At 64.1% G+C, this 22,774-nt stretch carries 21 protein-coding genes; 8 read left to right on the top strand and 13 right to left on the bottom strand.

Features of this window, described 5'->3' with window-relative positions:
- Positions 1-63: 63 nt before the first annotated feature.
- The 9 genes from BMI85_RS17495 to BMI85_RS17455 all read right to left on the bottom strand — a co-directional run bounded on the left by BMI85_RS17495 (position 64) and on the right by BMI85_RS17455 (position 12,018).
- Positions 64-654: a DUF1007 family protein gene (locus tag BMI85_RS17495; protein WP_078602176.1), complete on the bottom strand. Its 591-nt coding sequence runs from the start codon at positions 652-654 to the stop codon at positions 64-66.
- Positions 651-1,451 (bottom strand): hypothetical protein, encoded by an 801-nt coding sequence (locus tag BMI85_RS17490; protein ID WP_078602175.1) that lies wholly within the window; start codon positions 1,449-1,451, stop codon positions 651-653. Before BMI85_RS17490 ends, BMI85_RS17495 begins: the two co-directional genes overlap by 4 nt.
- A complete protein-coding gene (locus tag BMI85_RS17485; RefSeq protein ID WP_078544992.1) occupies positions 1,441-2,088 on the bottom strand; it encodes a HupE/UreJ family protein in 648 nt (215 codons plus the stop codon). The genes BMI85_RS17490 and BMI85_RS17485 overlap by 11 nt, the downstream gene beginning before the upstream one ends.
- Before the next feature lie 117 nt (positions 2,089-2,205).
- A complete protein-coding gene (locus BMI85_RS17480; RefSeq protein ID WP_078602174.1) occupies positions 2,206-4,113 on the bottom strand; it encodes a ferrous iron transporter B in 1,908 nt (635 codons plus the stop codon).
- Complete coding sequence (locus BMI85_RS17475) at positions 4,110-4,397, bottom strand: FeoA family protein (protein ID WP_075775765.1); 288 nt, start codon at positions 4,395-4,397, stop codon at positions 4,110-4,112. The genes BMI85_RS17480 and BMI85_RS17475 overlap by 4 nt, the downstream gene beginning before the upstream one ends.
- A 244-nt stretch (positions 4,398-4,641) precedes the next feature.
- Positions 4,642-5,994 carry an HlyD family type I secretion periplasmic adaptor subunit gene (locus BMI85_RS17470; RefSeq protein WP_078602173.1) on the bottom strand — a complete coding sequence of 451 codons (1,353 nt, stop codon included), beginning with the start codon at positions 5,992-5,994 and terminating at the stop codon, positions 4,642-4,644.
- Positions 5,991-8,072 (bottom strand): type I secretion system permease/ATPase, encoded by a 2,082-nt coding sequence (locus BMI85_RS17465; RefSeq protein ID WP_143595154.1) that lies wholly within the window; start codon positions 8,070-8,072, stop codon positions 5,991-5,993. The genes BMI85_RS17470 and BMI85_RS17465 overlap by 4 nt, the downstream gene beginning before the upstream one ends.
- 36 nt (positions 8,073-8,108) lie before the next feature.
- Complete coding sequence (locus BMI85_RS17460; RefSeq protein ID WP_078602172.1) at positions 8,109-10,403, bottom strand: hypothetical protein; 2,295 nt, start codon at positions 10,401-10,403, stop codon at positions 8,109-8,111.
- A gap of 175 nt (positions 10,404-10,578) precedes the next feature.
- Complete coding sequence (locus BMI85_RS17455) at positions 10,579-12,018, bottom strand: hypothetical protein (protein WP_078602171.1); 1,440 nt, start codon at positions 12,016-12,018, stop codon at positions 10,579-10,581.
- 754 nt (positions 12,019-12,772) lie between these two features.
- On the opposite strand from BMI85_RS17455, the gene BMI85_RS21695 reads away from it, so the two are divergent.
- Together BMI85_RS21695 and BMI85_RS17445 are read left to right on the top strand one after the other, a co-directional pair.
- Complete coding sequence (locus BMI85_RS21695; RefSeq protein WP_246832589.1) at positions 12,773-13,414, top strand: response regulator transcription factor; 642 nt, start codon at positions 12,773-12,775, stop codon at positions 13,412-13,414.
- Complete coding sequence (locus BMI85_RS17445) at positions 13,407-13,931, top strand: hypothetical protein (protein WP_246832588.1); 525 nt, start codon at positions 13,407-13,409, stop codon at positions 13,929-13,931. The genes BMI85_RS21695 and BMI85_RS17445 overlap by 8 nt, the downstream gene beginning before the upstream one ends.
- 36 nt (positions 13,932-13,967) lie before the next feature.
- Here BMI85_RS17445 and BMI85_RS17440 read toward each other — a convergent pair whose 3' ends face one another.
- The 3 genes from BMI85_RS17440 to BMI85_RS17430 all read right to left on the bottom strand — a co-directional run bounded on the left by BMI85_RS17440 (position 13,968) and on the right by BMI85_RS17430 (position 17,595).
- Positions 13,968-14,354 carry a response regulator gene (locus BMI85_RS17440; RefSeq protein ID WP_134330188.1) on the bottom strand — a complete coding sequence of 129 codons (387 nt, stop codon included), beginning with the start codon at positions 14,352-14,354 and terminating at the stop codon, positions 13,968-13,970.
- 8 nt (positions 14,355-14,362) lie between these two features.
- Positions 14,363-16,231, bottom strand: a complete 1,869-nt coding sequence (locus tag BMI85_RS17435) for a GAF domain-containing protein (RefSeq protein WP_210402374.1) — start codon at positions 16,229-16,231, stop codon at positions 14,363-14,365.
- A 299-nt stretch (positions 16,232-16,530) separates the two neighbouring features.
- Positions 16,531-17,595: a YeeE/YedE family protein gene (locus BMI85_RS17430; protein ID WP_078602168.1), complete on the bottom strand. Its 1,065-nt coding sequence runs from the start codon at positions 17,593-17,595 to the stop codon at positions 16,531-16,533.
- A 123-nt stretch (positions 17,596-17,718) separates the two neighbouring features.
- Here BMI85_RS17430 and BMI85_RS17425 point away from each other — a divergent pair, with 123 nt between their 5' ends.
- From BMI85_RS17425 to BMI85_RS17410, 4 genes are all read left to right on the top strand, one after another.
- On the top strand, positions 17,719-18,951 hold the full coding sequence (locus BMI85_RS17425) for an MFS transporter (RefSeq protein WP_078602167.1): 1,233 nt from the start codon (positions 17,719-17,721) through the stop codon (positions 18,949-18,951).
- 68 nt (positions 18,952-19,019) lie between these two features.
- On the top strand, positions 19,020-19,664 hold the full coding sequence (gene msrA / locus BMI85_RS17420; RefSeq protein WP_078602166.1) for a peptide-methionine (S)-S-oxide reductase MsrA: 645 nt from the start codon (positions 19,020-19,022) through the stop codon (positions 19,662-19,664).
- Between the two features lie 79 nt (positions 19,665-19,743).
- Entirely contained in the window at positions 19,744-20,613 is an 870-nt protein-coding gene (locus BMI85_RS17415) for a 50S ribosomal protein L11 methyltransferase (RefSeq protein WP_078602165.1), read from the top strand.
- Positions 20,614-20,705: 92 nt separating this feature from the next.
- The gene (locus BMI85_RS17410) at positions 20,706-21,053 is read left to right on the top strand and encodes a hypothetical protein (protein ID WP_078522068.1); all 348 of its coding nucleotides are present in this window, start codon (positions 20,706-20,708) and stop codon (positions 21,051-21,053) included.
- Positions 21,054-21,131: 78 nt separating this feature from the next.
- On the opposite strand, the gene BMI85_RS17405 is transcribed toward BMI85_RS17410, so the two are convergent.
- Positions 21,132-21,317, bottom strand: coding sequence for a DUF1127 domain-containing protein (locus BMI85_RS17405; protein ID WP_078522067.1), 186 nt, complete (start codon positions 21,315-21,317; stop codon positions 21,132-21,134).
- Between the two features lie 215 nt (positions 21,318-21,532).
- Between BMI85_RS17405 and ruvC the strand changes: the two genes are divergently transcribed.
- Positions 21,533-22,066, top strand: a complete 534-nt coding sequence (gene ruvC, locus BMI85_RS17400; RefSeq protein WP_078522066.1) for a crossover junction endodeoxyribonuclease RuvC — start codon at positions 21,533-21,535, stop codon at positions 22,064-22,066.
- Entirely contained in the window at positions 22,063-22,731 is a 669-nt protein-coding gene (ruvA, locus tag BMI85_RS17395) for a Holliday junction branch migration protein RuvA (protein ID WP_078602164.1), read from the top strand. The genes ruvC and ruvA overlap by 4 nt, the downstream gene beginning before the upstream one ends.
- Positions 22,732-22,774 lie beyond the last annotated feature (43 nt).

The following is a 22,774-nucleotide window of genomic DNA, read 5'->3' as shown; positions in this document are numbered from 1 at the left end:
GCGCGTCAGCGCGGGGGCAGCGCCCCCTCCCGACTTCAGTTTTGCACGCGGCGGGTGCGGGCGTCATCCGTTACAAGCCAGCGTCAGCGCGATCGGGATATTGTCCGGCCCGCCATGCACATCCGGTTGGTTGACCGACACGTTCGGCACGCAAGTCGCGCCGTCGTCCAAGCCCCGGATCACCACCGGGTTGGATTTCACTGGCACCAGTCCGGTCAGGTTCTCGGGGTCATACATCTCGATGCGCAGATCGTTCGGGTTCTCGGCTTGGGGCAGGGCGAGCGCGAAGGCCATCGTGACGGCCCCATCCTTCACCGTCGCCTGAAAACCGTAGATTTGCGGGTCGGGCAGTTGCTCGGCCCCTTTCCAGAAGCGGGTGTAGAAGAACGAGCCTTCCGAATTCTGCTTCGCCGCGTCTTGCAGCGGCGCAAGCTCGTCTCCGGTGAAAGCCCCGTCGCCATTCTTGTCGAAGGTCTGGATCAGCCAGTCCGAAACGGTCGGGTCGAAAGTCCAGCTTTCGCCGATATGGGTGACCTTCCCGCTCTCCATGCCGACGAGGAGGCGGATCAGGATTTCGTCTTCTGGGTGGGCGTTCGCGATACCTGGCAGTAACCCAATCAGACCGGCGAGGGTGAGAACAGTGCGGCGGATCATGGCTGGAAATCCGGCTTCTTGCTACCCAGCGGGGCGGCGGGCGGTGGCGCGCCGAAGCTCGGGAAAGCATCGGCCTCGGGCACGGCGGCATCTGCGGCGGGCGCGTTCTCGGAGGCGGCTGTCGACGGATCGGCATTCTTCGGTTTCAGCTTGCCGCCCATCAGCGCGACCCCGCCATAAAGCAGCCCGATCGCGACCAGCCAGCTGCCGACGATCCGACCCGCGATCTCGAACCAGCGCGCCTGCCAGCTGCGCAGCACCAGATAGACCGCACCGATCAGCCAGATACCCAGCCCGATCCCGGCGAGGAAGATCCACGGTTTGCCGCCATAGCTCGGGTCGGAGAGTTTCACCGAGAGCGCATACATCACCCCCAGGACAAAGCCCGCTGGCACAATCAGCACGGGCCGCGACCACCGCCCCAGGGCGAGCGTCGCGCCGATGGCGATGGCCGAGATCGGCATGGTCAGAAAGTGATGCGTGATCGCGCCGGGGAGTTGTTGCAACGCGGCCATCAGCTCGATGCGGAAGGTGAAGCCGAGCGCGATCCCGATGGCCCAAAGGAGCGCCGCAATCAGCGCCGCGCGCCGCCCGACCAAGGCCAGCGCGATCCCGAAGCCAAACAGAGGGAACAGCCGCTCGATCGCGACCGCATCGCGGATCAGCCAAGCCCCGGTCTCGCCGCGGTCCGCGGGCGGGATCACCGCCAGCACGATCAGGGCGGTCAGCCCGGCCAGCACCCAGAGGTGACGCAGCCAGCCGAGGCCGGAACGGTTATGCGATACGTCAATGGCCAAAGAGGCTTAGCCCACCTTGCAGGAACCCAAGCTGAGATTGCAGGTAACCCAGCGCCAACGCAAGGAAGCCGAGCCCCACCACCGCGATGATCGCACCCAGCCCGCGCGAGAGTTGCCCGCCCCGGATCGGCTCGAGGATGAGACCAACGCCGACGCCGATCACGTGGATCATCCCGGTCGCCAGCACGAAGCCGATCGCGAAATCGGCCGGGTCGGCGGCCAGCGGAAGTTCCGCCCCATGCGCATAGCCGTGATAGAGCGCGAAGACCGAGATGATCGCCAGCGCGACCCATTCGTAGGGTTTCCACCCGGCGGCGATGGCGAGGCCCAGCACCACGATCGACAGCGCGATCCCGATCTCGATCCCCGGCAGCGGCAGGCCGAGAATGCCGATCACGCCGCCCACGACCATGATCAGCGGGAAGGTCACCGGCAATTGCCAGACCTGTCGCCCGCCCATCTGCGCGCCCCAAAGACCCACGGCGAACATCGCGAGGAAATGGTCATATCCCGAGAGCGGATGCTCGAACCCCGCGGTGAACCCGCCCGAGCCGGTTGCGGTGATATGGGCGGCAGCCACCTGCGGCAGCATCAGGGCGACGAGGCCCGCGAGGGCGGCAAGGCGGCGATGGATCATGCGATGGTTCTCTGTCCCGTGATTGTTGGGCGGCATCTTCCGGATCGGGACGCGAAACTCAAGGCGGCAAATGGCTCACCGCGCCTCACCATCGATTGAAGGGGCTCGGCTGGAGGTTCAGCCCGCGCCGAGCAGCGCGGAAATCTGATAGGTCGCGAAGGCCGCGAGATAGGCCAGCGCGAACATGTAGACCACGGCGATCCACATCCATTTCGCCGAGCCTGCCTCGCGCCGGATCACCGCGAGCGTGGAGATGCATTGCGGCGCGAAGATATACCATGCGAGCAGCGCCAGCGCGGTGCCGAGGCTCCATTGATCGGAGAGCGTGTGGATCAGCCCGTTCTCGCCGCCTACCGCATAGACCGTCGCAAGCCCGGCCACGGCGACTTCGCGCGCGGCCATACCCGGCACCAGCGCCACGGCGATATGCCAATCGAAGCCCAGCGGATGCAGGATCGGGGCGACGAAATGGCCGATGATCGCGGCGAAGGAGTAGTTGATTGCGGGCTCCGTCGCGCCTTCTGGGGCCATCGGGAAGGTCGACAGGAACCAGATCACGACCATCGCCCAGAAGATCACCGTGCCCGCGCGGCGCAGGAAGACCCGCGCACGCTGGTAAAGCCCCAGCGCGATATTGCGCAGAATCGGCGTCTTGTAGTCGGGCAGGTCGAGCATCAGCGGTGCCGACCGCTCTTCGCGGGCGAAAAGGTAGCGCGCGACGAAAGCCACCGCGAGGACCGAGAAGACGCCCGCCGCATAAAGGCCGAACATCACCAGTCCTTGCAGGCTCAGCCCGCCGAGGACTTTCGTGTTTGGGATGAAGGCCGCGATGATCAGCGTATAGACGGGAATGCGCGCCGAGCAGGTCATCAGCGGCGCCACGAGGATCGTCGTCAGCCGGTCGCGTTTGTTGTCGATCACCCGCGCCGCCATGATGCCGGGGATCGCGCAAGCGAAGCTAGATAGAAGCGGGATGAAGGCGCGCCCGTTCAGCCCCGCGCGCCCCATGATCCGGTCCATCAGGAAGGCGGCCCGCGCCATGTAGCCGAAATCTTCCAGCAGCAGGATGAAGAGGAAGGTGAACAGGATCTGCGGCAGGAAAATGATGACCGAGCCGATGCCCGCGATCAGCCCGTCCGCGATGAAGCTCTGGATCAGCCCGTCCGGCAGCAGCTGCGTCACCGCCGCGCCAACGGAGGTAAACGCCCAGTCGATCGCGTCCATGAACGGCGCGGCCCAGGAAAAGACCGCCTGAAACATCACGAAGAGGATTGCGAGCAGGATGATCGGCCCGGCGATCGGGTGCAGCACGACGCGGTCGATCTTGGCGGAGACCGTGTCCGGCTCTGGCGGCTGGATCACATGGGTCTTCACCAGCCGTTCCGCCTCGCGCATCGAGACACGCATGTCATGGGTGCTCGGCACGGCCCAGCTTGACGGTTGCGGTGCGTCGAGACCGGCTTCCAGCATCGGGTCGACTGCGGACCAGAGCTCGTCCAGTCCGCCACGGCGCACGGCGGTCGCGGGGATCACCGGGATGCCCAGTTCCTCGCTCAGCGCCACATGGTCGATCTGCAAGCCGCGATGGCGCGCGATGTCGATCATGTTGAGGATCATCACGATCGGCAGGCCGATCTTCTTGAGCTCCGAGACCAGACGCAGCGCGCCGCGCAGGTTGGTCGCATCGCCTACGGCGAGGATCATGTCGGGGACACGCTCGCCCGGACGCTGGCCCAGCAGCACGTCGCGAGTCACTTCCTCATCGGGGGAGCGGGCGCGCAAGGAATGGGTGCCGGGCAGGTCGATCAGGGCGAACTTGCGGCCCGCAGGCGTGGTGGCCACGCCGACTTTGCGCTCCACGGTCACGCCGGAATAATTGCCGACCTTCTGGGTCGCGCCGGTCATCGCGTTGAACAGTGCCGTCTTGCCGCAATTCGGCGCACCGACGAGCGCCGCCTCGATCGGCTGGGCGTCGGGGTCGGTCTGGGCTGCTTTGGGCTGGTTTATGGCAGGAGCCGACGTCATTCCGCGAGGATGGCCATCGCCTCGGCACGCCGCAGAGCGACGGTGGTGTCGTTCACGCGCACCGCAATCGGATCGCGCCCGAACGGACCTTCGTGAAGGATGTGGACCGAAGCGCCCTCGATGAAGCCAAGCTCCAGCAGGCGCAGTTCCAACTCGTCCGCGTCATAGCCGTCTTTCCCGGCAAGCGGGCAGACGGAAACCAGAGTGCCCCGGAACCCACGACGGCACTGGCCAAGGGGCAGCGCGCATTTGCAGGTTTCGTTCTCGATAGGGCTGGCCTTCATGAGGGCACCTCCGTGATGGGTCGCGAGTTGGTTTTCGCTTCCTACAGATTGGAGATAGTCTGGAAATTGATCTCTGACAAATGAAGTCTGGTATTTTCCCGCCTTCGTGATCGATTATTTTAGTCAGGAATTTAGAAGCGCTCTAAATTGTGCGGTAAGTATCTGGAATCGTTGGGGCGTATGAGAAAGGCGCCGCCCCCTCCGGAGCGACGCCTTCAGGCCGGTTTTCCGCCGGATCGACCCCTCAATGCTCGCGGAAAGCGCGGTTCATCGAATCCACCACCGGTTTCGCGATGTATTGGGCGAAGGTTCGCGACGCGGTCTGGATCATCACTTCGACCGGCATCCCCGGCATCGGCGCGAAGCCCGGCACCCGGCGCAACTCCGAGGCGGGCAGGCGGATGCGCGCGATATAGACCTCGCGCGGATGTTCGCCCGAGCGCTCCACGATCGCGTCGGCGGAGATGTAATAGACCTCCCCGATCAGGATCGGCGTCGTGCGCTGGTTGAGCGCCGAAAGCCGCACCGAGGCCTCCTGTCCAACCTTGATCGCGTCGATATCGGTGCGTGCGATCATCGTCTCGATGATCAGCGGCGCTTCCGAGGGCAGGATCTCGGCGATCACCTTGCCCGCCTCGATCACGCCGCCCGCGCCGGAATAGTTCAGACGCACCACGGTGCCGGAAACGGGGCTGTCGATCACGACGCGCTTCAGGATGGAGGTGGCCTTGCGTTCTTGTTCGCGCACGGAATCCAACTCCGCCTGCACGGTCTCCAACTCGTCGAGCGCGGCCTGCTTGTGGGTTTCGATCGTCTGCGTGGTCTGCGCCTGATACTTTGCGCGCATCTCCTCGCTCTCGCCGATCTCTGCCTTGAGGCGTCCGATCTGCCCCTCCGCATCGGCCAGAGCGCGCAGCAGGGCGTTCAGTTCGGTCCGCCGGATCAGGCCGCTCTCGTAGAGTTTCGCCTTGCTCTCATGGTCCTGGGCCAGCAGGTCGCGCTGGGCCTCCGTGGCGGTCAGCTGCGCGCGATAGCCTTCCGCGCGGCTTTCCATGGCGGCGATGTTGCGGGCCAGAAGGTCCAGCTCGCTTTGTACCTTCGCCCGTGTCACCTCGAAGGCGAGGCGCTGCGAGTCCATCATCGCGGCGATCTCCGCATCGCGCCGGGCCTCCTGAAGCCAATCCGGGAAGACCAATTCGCGCCAGCCGTCATATTCGGCCTGAATACGAGCCTCCATCGAGGTCAGTCGCGCACGGCGCAGAAACAGCGCGCGTTCATTGGCCAGAGCCGAGGTTTCGTCGAGACGCAGGAGCGGTTGCCCCGCCGTGACGAAATCGCCCTCGGAGACGTTGATCTCCTTGATGATCCCGCCTTCGAGGTGCTGGATCATCTTGTTGCGGCCCGTGGCCACGAACGAGCCCGGCGCCATCACGGCCGCCGCGAGCGGTGCGCTGAAGGCCCAGACGCCGAAGCCCCCGAAGGCCATCGCGAAGATCGTCAGGCCGATGATGACGAGCGCCTTGATGTTGCGCGGAACCTCGGTCGACCAGTCGCGGGTCTCGGCAGATTGGATCGGGTTGGTCAGAAGGAGTGTCATGCCGGCGCTCCTTGCATGGGTGCGTTGGCGGCGGTGGTGGCGGGTTGGGCCGCTGCGCGCTGTTGCTGGACCTGTTGAGTCTTGGCCTGCTTGCGCCGCTCCAGTTCTGCCAGCATCTGATCGCGCCAGCCGAACATCGCGATATTGCCGTCATTGAGCAGCATGATCTTGTCGACCGCGCTGAGCAGCGAGGGTTTCTGCGTGACCACGACCACCGTGATCCCGTTCGCCTTCGCATGGCCGAGCGCGCGCACGAGGGCCGCATCGCCTTGGGTGTCGAGGTTCGAGTTAGGCTCGTCCAGCACCACGAATTTCGGATCGCCGAAGAAGGCGCGCGCGAGACCGATCCGCTGTTTCTGCCCGCCCGAGAGCGGTGAGCCGTCGGAGGCCACGACCGTCTCGTAGCCCTGCGGCAGCGAGGCGATCATCTCATGCACATCGGCGAGCGCGGCGGCGCGGTGGATCGCTGCGTCGCTCGCATCCTCGCGCATCCGGGCGATGTTCTGCTTGATCGTGCCCGGGAAGAGCTGCACGTCCTGCGGCAGATAGCCGATGCATTCCCCGAATTGCCGCGGGTCCCAGTTGCGGATGTCCATCAGATCCAGTCGCACAGCCCCCGAGGTCGGCAGCACCGATCCCACCAGCATCTTGCCGAGCGTCGTCTTGCCCGCGCCCGAATTGCCGATGATCGCCAGCTGATCGCCCGGCGCGAGCGAGAAGGTCAGCGCGTTGAGCACGACATGTTTGGTGCCCTGCGGGACATAGAGGAGACGCTCGATATCGAGCCGCCCCTCGACCTTGGGCAGGCGCAGCTTGTCGTTACGGGTCTTGGCCGAGGCCAGAAGCTGGCCCACCCGGTCATAGGCGCCGCGTGCCAGCAGGAACGAGTTCCAGCCCTCGATCGCACCTTCGATCGGCGCGAGCGCGCGGCCCGCCACGATCGAGGCGGCGATCACCATGCCACCGGTGATCTGCCCGTCGAGCGCGAGATAGGCTCCCCAGCCGAGCATCCCGATCTGGGTGAACAGGCGGAACATCCGCGAGGCGGAGGCGGTGAAGACGTTGCGGTCCTGCGCCTCGGTCTGGGCACGCAGGGAGGCGGCGGTATCGCGGCCCCAGATCGACACGGCCTCGGGGATCATCGCCATCGCGTTGATGATCTGGCTGTTGCGCGACATCGACTCGAGGTGAAGGTTCGCCTTGGTCTGCGCGATATTGGCGCGGCGGAAGCCGTCCGAGGTTATCTTCTGGTTGATCCAGGCGAAGACCATCAGGATCAGTGCGGTGATGACCACGATCGTGCCGAGATGCGGGTGGATCAGGAAAACCGCGAGCACGAAGATCGGTGTGAAGGGCACGTCCAGAAAGGACAGAAGCGTGCCAGATACGAGGAAGCTCCGCAGCGCGTTGAGATCGCCCAGAACCTGATATTCGCGCCCGTTGGAATGCAGCGAGGCCTGCGCCGCCGCCGATAGAACCGGCGCGCCCAGACGTGCCGCCACATCCACCGCCGAGCGCATCAGCACCAGCCGTCGCACCGCGTCGAGCAGCGTCTGCACCACGATCGCCCCGACGATCACGATGGTCAGCATCACGAGCGTATCGGTCGAGCGCGAGGTGAAGACCCGGTCGGAAATCTGGAACAGGTAGATCGGCACCGCGAGGATCAGGATATTCGTGGCGCAGGTCATCAGAGCTACAAAGGCAATGTTCGCGCGCAGGCGCTTCTTCATGTCATGCAGTGTTCGGGTGAAATCCACCGGACCGAGGCGCTTGTGAAAGGTTGGAGTGGAGGGTGGCGCCGGTGGGGAGCCGGAGGCATTTTGCGCGGGGACACGACCCGCCTCCTTTTGGGTGTCAGCACCACCCTCCGTCCGGGCGGCGACTGTTTCGACAGTCCCCTCCGCGCCGGTCTCTTCGGCTTGCGTCTCCGCCTCGGGACCGTCTCCCGTGGTGGCTTCCGCCTGCCGTTTGTCTGTCGGATCGACCTCTGGCCGGTCCTCGTTCTGAGCCATCGCGTCATGACCATCTTGGCGGTGCGCCTGCCCCCCGGCGGCGTCGTCAGTCCTGTCTTTCATCGAAGTTCCCCTAGTATGTGTAGTTCCGCGCCCCCGTCAGGCCAGAACCGTGTGCAATGCATCGAGCGACCCGCTTCCCCCGTGGGAGCCCGGATGCACCTGGAATTCCTCGTCGTCGTAATTCGGCGTGTTCTCGATCATCCCGTCCGCGAGGAAAGCGACCGCCTCCGAGGCGAGCGCCCCTTCGCTGGAACTCGTCGGACCCAGAGGATCACCGCTGCCGTCATCCATCATGCCCGCCTGCCAGATCACCGCGTCGGAATAGACGCCATCGGCGGCCATGATCGTGCTGTCGACACCCGCGACGGTCAGCGATGCGACATTGCCAAGCGTGTTGCCGCCAGCCTCGACGCCGAACTCGCCCGGTCCGTCGATCGAAATCAGGTCGGCATCATCGAGAATGTTGATCTGGGTGAAGTTGTCCCGGATGATGAGGTCGCCTTCGATATAGAGCACCCGCAGCGCCATCTGGCCGCCGAGAAGCTCATCGCCCAGAAGCCCTTCGACCGCGTCGAAGGCCGCGCCCGGAGGCAACGAACCGTCTTCGCCCGCGTTCGGACCGAGGCCGCCGTAAATCTTGGCAAGCTGATCGAGGACGCTCTGATATTGCGCGTCCATCTCCATGTACTGGTCGATGCCCACCTTGGTCAGATGCGCCTCGTTCCACAGCAGGTTGTCCTCGCTCGACACATGGCCCGCGCCGCCATGCCCGACGCCGCCAGATCCGCTCATCACCAGATCGTCGTCGAGCAGCACGTTGATCTGCTCGAGCTGCGCGATCTCGTACATGTTGCCGCCGATCATGATCAGATCGAACTGCGAACCGATTTCCAGCAGCAGCTGCAGATTGACGGTCGAGTTGTCGCCCATCACGATCTCGGCGGAATAGGAGCCGAATTCGAAGCTCACCAGATCCCCGTCGGAGACCGCGTTCACCTGCGTCGTATGGTTATCGATGATCAGGTCGCCGCGAATTGCCGTCATTGCGATCAGGCTGCTGCCAGCCGGCATGACGAGATTGAGGAAGTTCGCGGGATTGGCCTCTTGGGTGTAGACCGCGACGTTGTGGGCCTGCGAGGCGAGCGGATCATAGCCCTCCGCGTTCCCGAGGCCGTTCCCGCCAGCGCTGTTCCCGGTGCCGTGATGGCCCAGTCCGAGCTTCATATCCACGTCGCGCAGCACGTTGACCTGCGAGATCACCGAGAGCGAGGTCATCGACCCGCCCACTGCGATGACCGGCGCATCGAGCCAGTCATGCACCGCCTGCGACTGGTTCAGCAGAAGGTTGTTGCCGGTGCTCAAGCTCTGCACGATTTCCAGCGCCAAGCCAGCCGGATCAACGGGCATGTCGGGGCTTTGGACCAGCCCGGCGGCCCCGTCTTCGCCGCCGATCCCGTCGATCTCGACCTCGACCACACCTTCGCCAAACGGTGCGTCCTCGTCCTCAGACGGATCGCGCGCTTCCAGCCGCAGCGTCAGCGTCTCGGGCATCTCGTCCATGAGCTGTCCGTCGAACACCACTTGGCCGGAGAAGGCGGGCGGAAGGGGGGAGGAGGCTTCCGCTTCACCGCCTTCGAGGCTTTCGTTTTCCAGCTCGGTCATCGTGTCAGGATCGGAAGCGCCCGCTCCTGCTTCGTCTTCGACATCGGTGTCGGTGGGCGCGGCGAAGATCGTCTCGCTGCGAAACATCGCAGCCGTTGCGCCGCCGGGTACGGCCTCGGGATCGAGTGCGTCGATCTGAGCCATCAGCGTCTCTGTCTGCGCTTCGATGGTCGTGCCCACAGGCGCGGTGCTCACCGTCAGCGCATCGGCATAATCGGCCAGCGCCATCAGCTTCGACGCGGAGGCCTCCGGGCCGTATTCGTCCATCAGCTCCGCCGGCATCATAAAGGGCTTGTCGTAGAGCACGTCATGATCGTTCAGCGTGTTGATCTGCGAGGTGATGTGGAGCACCGAGGAGGGCGGGGCCATTCCGAGGAACACCTGAAACGGCACCGGAACTGGCGGAAAATCATAGGGCGGGATCGCGAACTGGCCGGGCGGTAACCCGGGCGGTGCGATGTCGCGCAACTGGTAATCGTCGACGAAGGGCAGCCAGGGCGCGCCGGGCGGCGGCGCCAGTGGCAGTCTCAGCTGCAGCGCCGGATCGAAATCTCCGAGCAGGTAATTCGAGTCGACGTTGACGGTGACGGAGAGCAGAACCCCCGGTGCAGGCGTGGAGGCCTGCAGCGCGCGGAAAGCGTCGTATTCCTGTCGGGCGACATAGGTCTCGGTCGTCTGATTGAAGGCACCGATGAAATGGGCGATGATTTCGGTCTGCCGGTCAAGCATCTTACTTCCCCCCTTCATGACGCTGGAGACCCGCGCTTGGATGCGGGTCGTCAGACTGTCGGTTCATCGCATCGGGCGGGCGAATGCCGCCGAGGTCAGGTCCGGGCGTGATGCGATGTGAAACGCCGGGAACGAGATGCGGCGCGCCTCCGGGAGAGGCGCGCCGCTTGAGCTCTTAGGCCGTGGTGTCGTCGTCGCCGATATAGGTCGAGGACAGCGAGCCACCGACCACGGTGGTATCCACGGCGTTGCCGAGGATGTTCGCACCCATCACGATCGACTGGTTGAACGCGGTGGTGTCGATTGCACCGCTCGCATCGGCGTAGGACTGGCCGGTGACGATACCATCATCGCCATTGCCCGAACCCCAGTTGCCGAGGCTGCCGCCATTGCCGCCGCCGCCTGCGGTGACGTCGCCACCGCCGTTACCGCCGCCAGCATAGCCGCCCGTCGCCCAGGAACCGCCGCCCGAGGCGTGCGAACCGGTCGAGGACCAGCCGTAGCCGTCGCCGCCAGCACCGCCGTTGCCGCCTTCACCGGCGCCGAGGCCCATACCATGGCCGACGCCCATCGAGCCTGCGGTCGCGCCGCCGAACTCCATCGCACCGGCATCGCCGCCCGTCGCCAGTTCCGGCGAAATGATCGGAAGGATGTCCAGGCTGCCCGTGTCGCCGCCGCCAGCGATCGCACCGGCGCCGCCGTCTTGCGCTGCGGCACCCGAGGCGCCCACACCCAGCCCGACGCCGAGACCGAAGCCTGCGCCGCCGTCACCGCCGTCATCGCCTTCACCCTCGGTGTCCGAGGCCGCGATCGACACGCCGCCGCCCGACAGGGCGATACCGCCACCGGCAAGTGCAGCGCCACCGGTCGAGCCGACATCTTCGGCACCGTTGCCGCCTTCGGAGGCTGCATCGATCCCGTCATCCGCCTCTGCCGAATTGTCCTTGATCGTAGCGTCGACCGCGAAACTCGAGTGGTTGGAAACGCTCGGATTGCTCAGCGTATCGTTGTCGTTCAGGCTGTTCGACTGAGCATTGATGAGCATGTTGTCGTTACCCGCGCCGTTGAGCACGTCGGTAAAGTTCATGTCATCGCCGGGATCATAGGCGTAGTTCATGTTGCCATCGGCCATCAGAACATCGCCGATGCTCGACGAGCCGCTCAGATCGAAATCGGCAAAGTCGTCATCGGACGGCTCGTAGCCGTCGAGGTTCAGACCGACCTGAACATCGACAGCGGTCAGGTTCGCATTGAGGTTCGCATTGGCGTTGAGGTTGCCATTGCCGTTCATGTTCGTGTTGTCGCTGGAGCTATGAGCGCCAGCCCCTGCATGCGAACCGCTATGCGAGCCGGAATCGCTGTTCGAGCCGGAGCCCGCAAGCGCACCGGCACCGGCACCCGACATCGCGCCCGAACCCGCAAGGCTGCCAGCGCCCGAACCCGACATCGAGCCGGAGTCGCTGCTATTCTCGGTGGTCGAGTGCTGATACTGGCCCTGGCCCTGACCCTGACCCTGCATTTCAGCCTGCGCCTGGCCCTGGCCCTGCGCTTCGAACTGACCCTGCCCCTGCACCTGCATGGACGGATCGGCGTGGTGATTTTTCTTTCCAGGCATTGATATTCACTCCCAGTTGATCGGTCCGGGATCCGTCACTCTGTCTAAAACGGATATGGTCGGACCTTCGTGATTAAGGGCTTTCGCCCCGGTGAATGTCCGCTTCCCCAACCGCTCGGCACCCCGATCCCGATCCCCGAATCGAGCGATTCGCAGGTGGGTCACCCTTTCCGGGCGGAGTGTGGAAACAGACGAGTCACAGCCCCCAGCTGCGACACCGACATCCTGCGCTCCGTGATCCGGTGGACCTAGCTAGCAAATGGGTCTAGCCGGTCGGGTCGTCTGATTAACCGGCTGAAACGCATCCATTTTCCAAAATTCCGCACGCAGAGACCTGCGGAATCCCGGAGGATTGCGGTGATTTTCACGAAGCCGTTGCAAATGCAGAAATTGGGACAAGGTCTAGTGGCGAAGCTAATGCGCGCTACCACTTGAGCGCGCCAGTAAGTGCCGCAGCGCAGAAATCCCACCACTCGCGCGCCGATTCGAGTAAGATTACGTTACGTAAGAGAATCCTTACCATCGGGTAAACACTTCGGGTAACGCTGATCTCACTGGTCCGTGATATGGTTGATGCGGGCGGTATGACGTGGGGTTAATCGTCCGCATATTGAGTTCAGGGTAGGAGGAGGGGGCCGCCATGAATGCGTTGTATAAGAGTGAACCCGCGGGGAAACGTGTAATGCCGTCTTGCCGCAAACAGGATGCTGCGATCTGTTTTCTGGGCGCGTCGCAGATTTTTTCCGATACCGTATTGAGAACCGTCGATGCCGAGGTGGCACCGGCGACATGTCTGCGTCTGGATGATTTCGAAACGTTGCTCGAGGCATTGCGGTCCGACGGTTGGATCGAGGATCACGGCGCTCTGTGTTCGTTGATCGTGGATGAGGATCACGCCGATGGTCTTATCGCGCTGGCCGAACGACGTGAGCCGCTTCTGTCGCGTGTGAAGCTGATCGTCGCGATTGAAGACGAGGCTTATGCGCAAGATCTGATGACGCGCCATAGCGCTGCGATCCTGTCCCATCACATCAGTCTGCTGCCGATGAACGTCAATCTGACGACGTGGCTCTTGATCCTGCGGATGATCGTCTCGGGGGGGCACTATATCCCGCCCGCGCTTCTGCGCTGCCGTCCGGCAGATCCACCGATCTCGGCGCTGAACGGATCGGCTGCAGCCAACGCGTCGCATGCGATCGACGTATCGGGGCTGACGCCGCGCGAAACCGAGGTGCTCGAGATGCTCGCCTCGGGGCAGCCGAACAAGATCATCGCGGGGCAGCTGAACCTGTCCGAACATACGGTGAAGCTGCATATCCACCGCATCATCGGGAAGCTCGGCGTCACCAACCGCACCGAGGCGGCGATCTGGTATCACCGAAACCGAAGTGCCTAAGGACCCGCCCACGCCGACGGAGATGCGCCCGCCCGATTTCGATCAGTTCCTGATGCAGATCGGGCGCATCAACTACGCGTGGACCAATACCGAGAGCCTGCTGATCCATCTGATCGCGGGGCTCGCCGGGACCGACAAGGGCGTCGCGACGATCATCCATCTGACGCTGAACACGACGCGGGCGCGGCTCGATCTGGTGGACCGGCTGGCCAAGCGCGACGACTGCCCCTGCGCGCCGAAGGCCTGCGAACGGGTGCTGGCGGTGTCCGCGCGGATGAAGAAAGTCTCGGGGCTGCGTAATCACTTCAACCATTGCCTCTACGCCTTCGACGAGGGCGGAGGGCCGGTGCGCGCAATCCAGATGCGGATCGCGGATCGCAAGACCAGTCTGAGGATTGGAGAGGAAAGCGTTCTGGACAGCGCGACGCTTGCCGAGTTGGAAGCCGCGCTTGCCGAAATGCAGGCGATCAATGCCGAGATCTGGGCGATCGCCAAGGACTATGGAATGCCGCTGTAAAGCGGGCAGGGGATCTCAAAGGCGCCGCGCGCAAGCTCAGTTGCGCATCTGGCGTCCCAGCGCCTCGGCCAGTTCCCACGGGTTCGTAGGCTTCGAGAAGACGGGAATTTCCGGCATGATCGACTGGAAGGCGAGCGGCAGCGGCTCGGCCGTGTTCACCACCAAGGGCACTTCGCGTTTCCACAGCTCAACGATCAGGGCTTCTGCCGATCCGTCGAGCAGGTTCATGTCGAGGATCGCGCCATCGACGTTCATCGAGCCGTCGGACAGCGCGGCACGCGCGCGCGCCAAGGTCGCGAAGGGCCCGGCAACCTGACCGCCCGCCTCCTCGACCGAGAAGGCGATGTCGTAGGCAATGAATAATTCATCTTCGACCACGAGGACATTGCTGCCCTCGAGGCAAGTCATACTGCTCTGTAACATGGGCTACACTACCCTTTTATCAGGTCCATTGGCACGGTCATGCGAGCTTGGAACCCGTCGGGAACCCATTCGGTTCCATAGGTTCCCCGCAATTGGCCCTGAATGGTCAGGTCGATGAGCTTGGATCCGAAGCCGCTGTTGCTTGGTTGCACCAGTTCTTCGGGATGGCCGCTTTCTCGCCAGTCGAGTTCGAGCTGCCCGGACGTGTCGCGCCAGGTCAGTTCCAGAAGCCCCGCATCATGCGAAAGCGCCCCATATTTCACGGCGTTAGTCGCCAATTCGTGGATCACCAGCGCGAGGTTGGTCGACCCCGCATGGTTCAGCGCGACAGGAGGACCGCTGAGGATCAGGCGCGGATCGTCGAGATTGGTGTAGGGCGAAAGCACGCCCAGCAACAATTCGCGCAACTCGACCATGCCGCGGAAATCGCGCTCGGGCGTGGCGGTCGGATTGATCAGCTCATGGGCGCGGGCCAGCGCACCGATCCGCTCGCGCAGGCCCCGCGCCATTTCCTCCGGCGTCGTCGCATGGCGCGCGGTCATGCCGACCAGCCCCGACATCATCGCGAAGGCGTTCTTGACCCGGTGGTTGAGCTCGCGTGTCAGCGTGTCGCGCGCTTTCGCGATCTGCCGCTCCTCGGTCACGTCGCGGAGATAGGCGAGGATCGCGCCGTGCTCGGGGTAAAGGCGTGCCTCCAGAATGCGGCCGTCTCGCCCGTCCTGATCGGTGACCGTCGGGACACCTGTGCGGCGAGCCTCTTCCAGAGCTTTTTCGAAATTGCTTCCGATCAGATGGGGCGCGGTCTCCCAAAGCGACCGCCCGACCGCCTGTGCTTCCGCCTCGGCTCCGACCGAGTCGCGGATGCGGGCGCGCATGACCGAATTGGCGAACCGGATTTTGTCTTCGCTATCGAGTTCGACAATCGCGTCGAAGGTGATTTCGTGAAAATGCGCGAGCCGCCGGTCGACTTCGGCCGCATGTTCGCGCGCCGCGTTCAGATCGGAAATGTCGAGCGCGGTTGCCACGGCCACGGGCGGTTCGCTTTCGACCCGCTGCGCCGAGACCAGCAGATTGCGTTCCGGCCCGTCATGGCGCACGCAGCGCAATTCCATATGGCTGATCGTCTCTTCGTTGCGCGCCGCGCGCACGATCGGAAACTCGCTCAGGCTGAGCTTGCGCCCTTCTGGCGTGTAAGCGTCGAAGGCGAGCTGCTTGGTCACGTCGCCGTCCGTCACGCCGAACATCTCGATCGCGGTGGCATTCAGGTCGATAAGCCGACCGGTGCCCAGCTCGGCCACACCGACGCCGATCGGCATCTGGTCGAGAACGGCGCGGAACCGGTTTTCCTCACGATGGGCGACGTTGATCTGGCGCCGAAGACGGATTTCCGCCTCGACCCCGGCGGCGATGTCGGACAGCGCCTCGTATTCTTCCTCGGTCCACTGCCGCGCTTCCCGGTCGATCAGGCAGAACGCACCCAGCGGCTGCCCGTCGATCGTGCGCAGCGGCACCCCGAGATAGGCGGTCACACCCAGATCGCGCACGGCACCATTGTCGCGCAGCACCGTGTCCTCGCGCGCATCGGGCACGTTCAGCGGCGCATCGGATTCCACGACATAGCGGCAGAAGGAATGGCTGAGCGGCGTCTCCGAGGGGGCAGTGGCGTCCAGCCCGGTTTGCGCCACGAAGACCTGCCGGTTCTCATCGACCATGGAAACCAACGAGACAGGCACTCCGGTCACCCGCGTGGCGAGCCGTGTCGCGCGCTCGAAGATTTCCGCAGGCGCACTCTCCAAAAGACCGGTCTCGCGCAACGCCCGAAGGCGCGCCGGATCGGCGAGTCTGGACCGTTCTTCACCGGTCAGCGGAGGGGGCATAGAGGTATTCATGCGCAGGCTCTCATAATTCCACCTATGCCCCGAAGAAACCCATTTCGCCCAGTGTCATATGACACGGTTGCGATCACGATTTCCGCCAAACACGATTTTCTTCTGCGTTTTTCGTGATGCGGTTGCGGTGTCGACGAATCGCAGAGCCAAGAGGTCGCGATCACCCGCATTCCGAAGGCGCCTTATGCTGAATTCGTAACGCTTTCTAATGGGTGACGTTAGGTAAGGATTCGCGCAGGTTTCAGCGAACCGGCAGGAACTGGCCTAGGCGCGCGACGAAGGCCCGTTCAGCAAGCGGTGGCGGGCGTCATCGTGCGTTGGTCGAGCAGGAAGTCGGTCACCATCGCGCCGATCCACATGCAGAACAGCGCCAGCCATGCGGTGCCTGCCAGAACCGAGGTGCCCGTCACGCCGTTGCCGATGGCGCAGCCGCCTGCAAGCATCGCACCGAAGCCCATGAAGATCGCCCCGATCATCGAGCGCCGCATCACCGGCATCGAGTCGAAGCCCTGCCATGCGAACTGGCGCGAGAAAAGCGAGTTCAGGAAAGCGCCCAGAACCACGCCCGGCACAAGTCCCACGTCGAATTCCAGCACCGAGTTGCGGTCGAGGAAGAACATCAGCGTATTGGCAGAGGGGCCCGAGAAGGTGACGGAATTCACCGGCACCGGGTCGAAGGCGACCTGGCTTAGCGTGAAGGTCAGCACCCAGCCCACAGCGACGGCGAAGCCGACACCGGAGGCGAAGATCCACGTCTTCACGCCGATCTCATTGCGCTTGGCCAGATACATGCCCGCGATGGCGAAGACGATGCCGATAGCCAACCCGGTCCAGTTGGGCAGGTGGAGCGCGTCGAGGATATTCACGTTCTGCGCGCCGGTGATCCAGAGGCTGGCGAGCCGGTCACGCAGCGGCGCAAGGATGCCCTTGAGGCTCATCGTGGCGGTCACCGCGAAGATCAGCCCCGAGACGACCGAGCGCAGGTTGCCCGTCGCCGCCAGCACGAGAAGCCGTCCCGAACAGCCGCGCGACAGCACCATCCCGACGCCGAAGATCAGCCCGCCGATGATCGCGCCCGACCACGAGCCGGGCACCGACATCATCCGGCTGTCGCCCTGCCGGAACAGGTCCAGAAGCTGCGCGCCCTGCACCCAGACGAGCGCGGTCGAGAAGGTCAGGAACCACACCGCGACCTTGCCGCCCAGCTTGCCGCGCGCGAATTCCACCGTGGCGGCCCGCAGGCAGAAGTTGGATTTCTGCGCGGCCACGCCGAAGATAAGCCCGGTGATCACCCCGAAAAGCGCCGCCGTGGGGCCTTCGCCGATCCGCTCGATGAGTGCGATGATGTCCATGATACGATCTCCCGTTCGCGCAGGGGTTCTGCCAGAAACCGCAGAAACGCACATTGATCTGAGTCAGGTTGCACCTTTTGCAGACTTGCCGCAGGCGCTGCCGTCGCGTCTAAGGAAGGCATGATGAAGTTCCGATCCGTCCCTCTCGACGAGGCCCACGAGCTGCCGCGCTGGCGCAGACCCGAGGCGCTGCTCTACGTCATGGCCACCGCCATGCCGATCTCCTTCGCCACCTGGTCGGCGCTGCTGAACAACTTCGTCATCGACGTGGTGAATTTCGACGGCGTCGATATCGGCTGGCTGCAGAGCTTCCGCGAAGTGCCGGGCTTCCTCGCGATCGGGGTGATCGTTGTGCTCTGGGTGATGCGCGAGCAGACGCTGGCCATTCTGTCGCTGCTGCTTCTGGGCGGGGCGACGGCGGTGACCGCGCTGTTCCCGAGCTTTGCCGGGCTGATCATCGTGACGCTACTGTCCTCGATCGGGTTTCACTATTTCCAGACGGTGAACCAGTCGCTGCAATTGCAGTGGATCGACAAGGCCAAGGCGCCGCAGACCTTGGGCAAGATCGTGGCCATCGGCTCGGGTGCCTCGCTCGCGGCCTACGCGGTGCTGGTGCTGACCTGGAAGACGTTCAACCTCAGCTACGAATTCGTCTACGCCACCGCCGGGATCGCGACGATGGTGATGATGGCGGCGGCTGCGCTGATCTATCCGCAGTTCCACACGCGCGAGCCGCAATCGAAGAAGTTCGTGCTGCGTCGCCGCTATTGGCTCTATTACGCCATCACCTTCATGGCGGGCGCGCGGCGGCAGATCTTCGTGGTCTTCGCCGCCTTCATGATGGTCGAGCGCTTCGGGCTGCGGGTGGATGAGATCACCGCGCTCTTCCTGATCAATTTCGCGGTCAACATGGCCGCTGCGCCTGCAATGGGCCGTTTTGTGCATCGCTTCGGCGAGCGCCGGGCGCTGATCTTCGAATATGTCGGGCTGACGCTGCTGTTCCTCGCCTATGGCGGCATCTACTGGTTCGGCTGGGGCATCTGGCTGGCCTGCGCGCTCTATGTGGTCGATCACCTGCTGTTCGCGCTGGCCTTCGCGCAGAAGACCTATTTCCAGAAAATCTGCGACCCCGAGGATATCGCGCCCACTGCCGCCGTCGCCTTCACGATCAACCATATCGCGGCTGTCTTCCTGCCGGTGACGCTGGGCTACCTCTGGATGGTCTCGCCCGGCGCGGTCTTCGGGCTGGCGGCCTCGATGGCGGTGATCTCGCTGGGGCTCGCGCTGCTGGTGCCGCGTCACCCTTCGAAAGGCTACGAGACGGTACTGCAAGGCCTCGGTCCGGTTCCGGCGTGACGCCCGCGTGAACTGGAAATTCCGCCGCTCCGCGCCTATCTGATAGGGGCGCGAAAGGGAGATTTACCATGCTGTTCGGAAAACCCGCCACCATTCCCACCAAGGCCGAAGCCCTGCCGGGCCGCGCTGAAGCGATGCCTCTGGCAGAGCCGCATTTCCTCTGGGGCCGTGACCTGCGCTCGCCCGTGCCCGAGGGCATGGAAGAGGCGATGTTCGGCATGGGCTGCTTCTGGGGCGTCGAGCGCATGTTCTGGAACACCGACGGCGTCTGGCTGACCATGGTCGGCTATGCGGGCGGCCCCACGCCCAACCCGACCTATCGCGAGGTCTGCACCGGCATGACCGGCCATAACGAGGTCGTCCGCGTGATCTACGACCCTGCCAAGGTCAGCTACGAAGACCTGCTGCGCGTCTTCTGGGAGGGTCACGACCCGACCCAAGGGATGCGTCAGGGCAATGACCGCGGCACGCAGTATCGTTCGGGCATCTACACCTACACGGATGCGCAGAAAGAGGCCGCCGAAGGCTCGCGCGACGCCTATGCCGAGCGCCTGAATGCGGCGGGCTATGGCACGATCACGACCGAGATCATCGACGCGCCGCCCTTCTACTATGCCGAGGATTATCACCAGCAATATCTGGAGAAGAACCCCGGCGGCTATTGCGGCATCGGCGGCACCGGCGTGACCTGCCCGATCGGGCTGAACGCGTGATCTGATGCATGTGCGCGCCGCTTGACGGCTCGCGCCCGCGGCCCTAAGCCCGGGCGCAACCATCCCGAGGAGCGCGCCCATGACCACCTTCACCGCCTTTACCACGCTGGCCGATCGCGAGGCCGCCGAGGCGCTGTCCGAACGTCTCGAAGAGCTCGATCCCGGCCCCTACGGTACCGGCGTGTTCGAGATCGAGGACGGGTCGGGCCGCTACGAGGTTTCGGGCTATTTCCTCGATGCCCCAGACGATGTGGCGCTGGACCTGCTGGCGATCTCGCATGGGGCGCAGCCTTTCGTCGTCTCGGAAATCCCGGAAACCGATTGGGTCGCCCATGTGCGCCGCGAACTGGCCCCGGTGCGCGCGGGCCGCTTCTTCCTCTATGGCAGCCATGACGAGGACAAGATCCCCGCCGATACGATCGCGCTGCGGATCGATGCGGCGATGGCCTTCGGGACGGGCCATCACGGGACCACCTCCGGCTGCCTGACCGCGCTCGACGATCTGGCGAACGAGGGTCACACCTTCCATAACGTCGCCGATATCGGCTGCGGCACCGCCGTTCTGGCGATGGCGGCAGCGAAGCTCTGGCCCGAGCCGGTTCTGGCCTCCGATATCGATCCGGTCGCTGTAGAGACGGCGGCGGCGAATGTCGCGGTGAACGATCTTGAGGGCCGTGTGATCTGCATCGAGGCCGCCGGCTTCGGCGATCCGCGCCTGAAAGAGGCCGCGCCCTTCGATCTGATCTTCGCCAATATCCTCAAAGGCCCGCTCGTCGCGCTCGCCCCCGAAATGGGCCGCAACTGCGCCGAATCGGGCTTCGTGATCCTGAGCGGCATCCTCAACGAACAGGCCGAAGAAGTGGTCGTCGCCTATCAGGCACAGGGCTTTGTTTCCCATTCGCGTAAGGAATTCGGCGAATGGACGACATTGGCCATGCAGCGCGCCTAATCCGCCACAAATCCGCTCTGATTGCCGTAAGGATTGCTTTACCCTGACCTGAGAAATTGCCTTTGGGGGCATCGCAGTTAACGGGGTTTGCCATGCGCGATCCACAAATAGAGTCTTTTGAGAAGCGCCTGCATCGGATCGACCAGATCCATCAAGCAGGCGGTGCATTCGAGGCGTCCGGTGCCTTGGGGCGCAGCTATTTTGATTCCATGCGCCCGAAATCGCGCCGCAGTATTCCGCTGCGCGGTGTGGCGCTGATCTTTGCCGGTATTTTGCTGGTGAAGGGCGCGATGCTCGCGCAGGTGGGCCAGGAGAGCTACGAGGCGCGTGTCGCAAGCCTCGCGGGTGGGTCGCAATTCGAAAGGGTGGGGGCCTGGATCATGCATGCCGACCCCATCACCCGCAAGATCGCCGGGCTGCTCGCGCCGTATTTCGGCTGAGCACCGAAGCCATTAAGCCATAAAGAAAGGGCTGCGCCGTTGCCGGGGCAGCCCTTTTCGCATGACTTGTCGGTCGCGTTAGCGCAGGCGCGCCACGTCGAGACGGGTCAGGCCGATATCGTCCAGCGCGCGGTCGCTGAGCTTCATCAGAGCCTTGCGGGTGACGCGTGCGTCGTTCCAGTCGTGCAGGGCTGCGATCAGCGAGGTAAAGACGCTCGGTCGGGCGCTGCGGCTCATGCGGGTGTTGATATCCATCGAAGCCATGGGGAGGATCCTTCGTTCACAAACTGCTCAAGTTTCGGGCATTACATCTTCTGAAGCGCAGATAAGACTGGCAGGGTGCGAAAACAATCTCAGTTTTGGCAGCCCCGCCATGCAGGAATCGCATGTGATATGAGGCCGGTTTTTGCATCCCCTCTGGCCGATGTTCCCTTTTCGTGCTAGTTCTTGCGAAACAACACAAGAACGAGGCAGGGCAAATGCGGGTGATCGGGATCGATCCGGGGTTACGCAATCTCGGATGGGGCGTGATCGAGATGGACGGATCGCGACTCAGGCACGTCGCGAACGGGATTCTCCATTCCGAAGGTAAGGATTTGGCAAAGCGCCTGCTGGTGCTGCACGAAGGGCTGAGCGCGGTCATCGCGACCCACATGCCTGAAGCGGCCGCGGTGGAGCAGACCTTCGTCAACAAGGACGCGGTGGCGACGCTGAAACTTGGGCAGGCGCGCGGCATTGCGCTTTTGGCCCCGGCGCAGGCCGGGCTCGAGGTCGGCGAATACGCCCCCAACGCGATCAAGAAAACCGTCGTCGGCGTCGGCCATGCCGACAAGACGCAGGTGCAGCACATGGTGCGTCATCAACTGCCCGGCGTGCAGTTCGAAGGTGCGGATGCCGCCGATGCGCTCGCCATTGCGATCTGCCACGCTTTCCATCTGCAATCGGCGGCCCGGATGAACGCGGCGCAACTCTCCCGCGATGCCTTGGGCACAACCCAACGGAGGCGCGCATGATCGGTCGCATTGCAGGCGTCATCATTCACCGCGCGCTCGACCACGTCATGATCGACGTGCGCGGCGTGGGCTATGTCGTCCATGTCAGCCAGCGCACCGCGCAATCGCTACCGCCCGTGGGCGAGGCCTGCGCGCTCTATACCGATCTGCTGGTGCGCGAGGATCTGCTGCAACTCTTCGGTTTCCCGACGCTACTGGAGAAGGAATGGCACCGGCTGCTGACTTCGGTACAGGGGATCGGCGCGAAAGCCTCGCTCGCGATCCTCGGCACGCTCGGCGCGGAGGGGCTGGGTCGCGCGATCGCGCTGGGCGACTGGTCGGCGGTGAAATCCGCCCCCGGCGTCGGCCCGAAGCTTGCCCAACGCGTCGTGCTGGAGCTGAAGGAGAAAGCTCCGACCGTCATGGCGATGGGGGCGGAGTTCACCGTTGATGCCACCCCCGAGGTGATCGAGGACGCGCCCGCCAAGAAGCCGGCAAAGAAATCCGCCCCGGCCGCCACGCCCAAGGTGAACTTCACCGCCGAGGCGATCTCCGCGCTCACCAATCTCGGTTATGCGCCGTCCGACGCGGCCGGTGCCGTCGCGCAGGCCAATGACGACCCGGAGGTCACCGACACGGCCACGCTGATCCGCGCGGCGCTAAGGCTCCTGGCCCCGAAGGATTGACCTCTTCCTCTTGGGATAAATATCCCGGGGTGCGGGGCAGCGC

Origin of the sequence: Thioclava sp. DLFJ4-1, assembly GCF_002020145.1 — a bacterium.
GTDB classification, from domain to species: domain Bacteria; phylum Pseudomonadota; class Alphaproteobacteria; order Rhodobacterales; family Rhodobacteraceae; genus Thioclava; species Thioclava sediminum.
The sequence above is the reverse complement of the archived record's forward strand: the minus strand, read 5'-3'. Positions and strand labels throughout refer to the sequence as shown.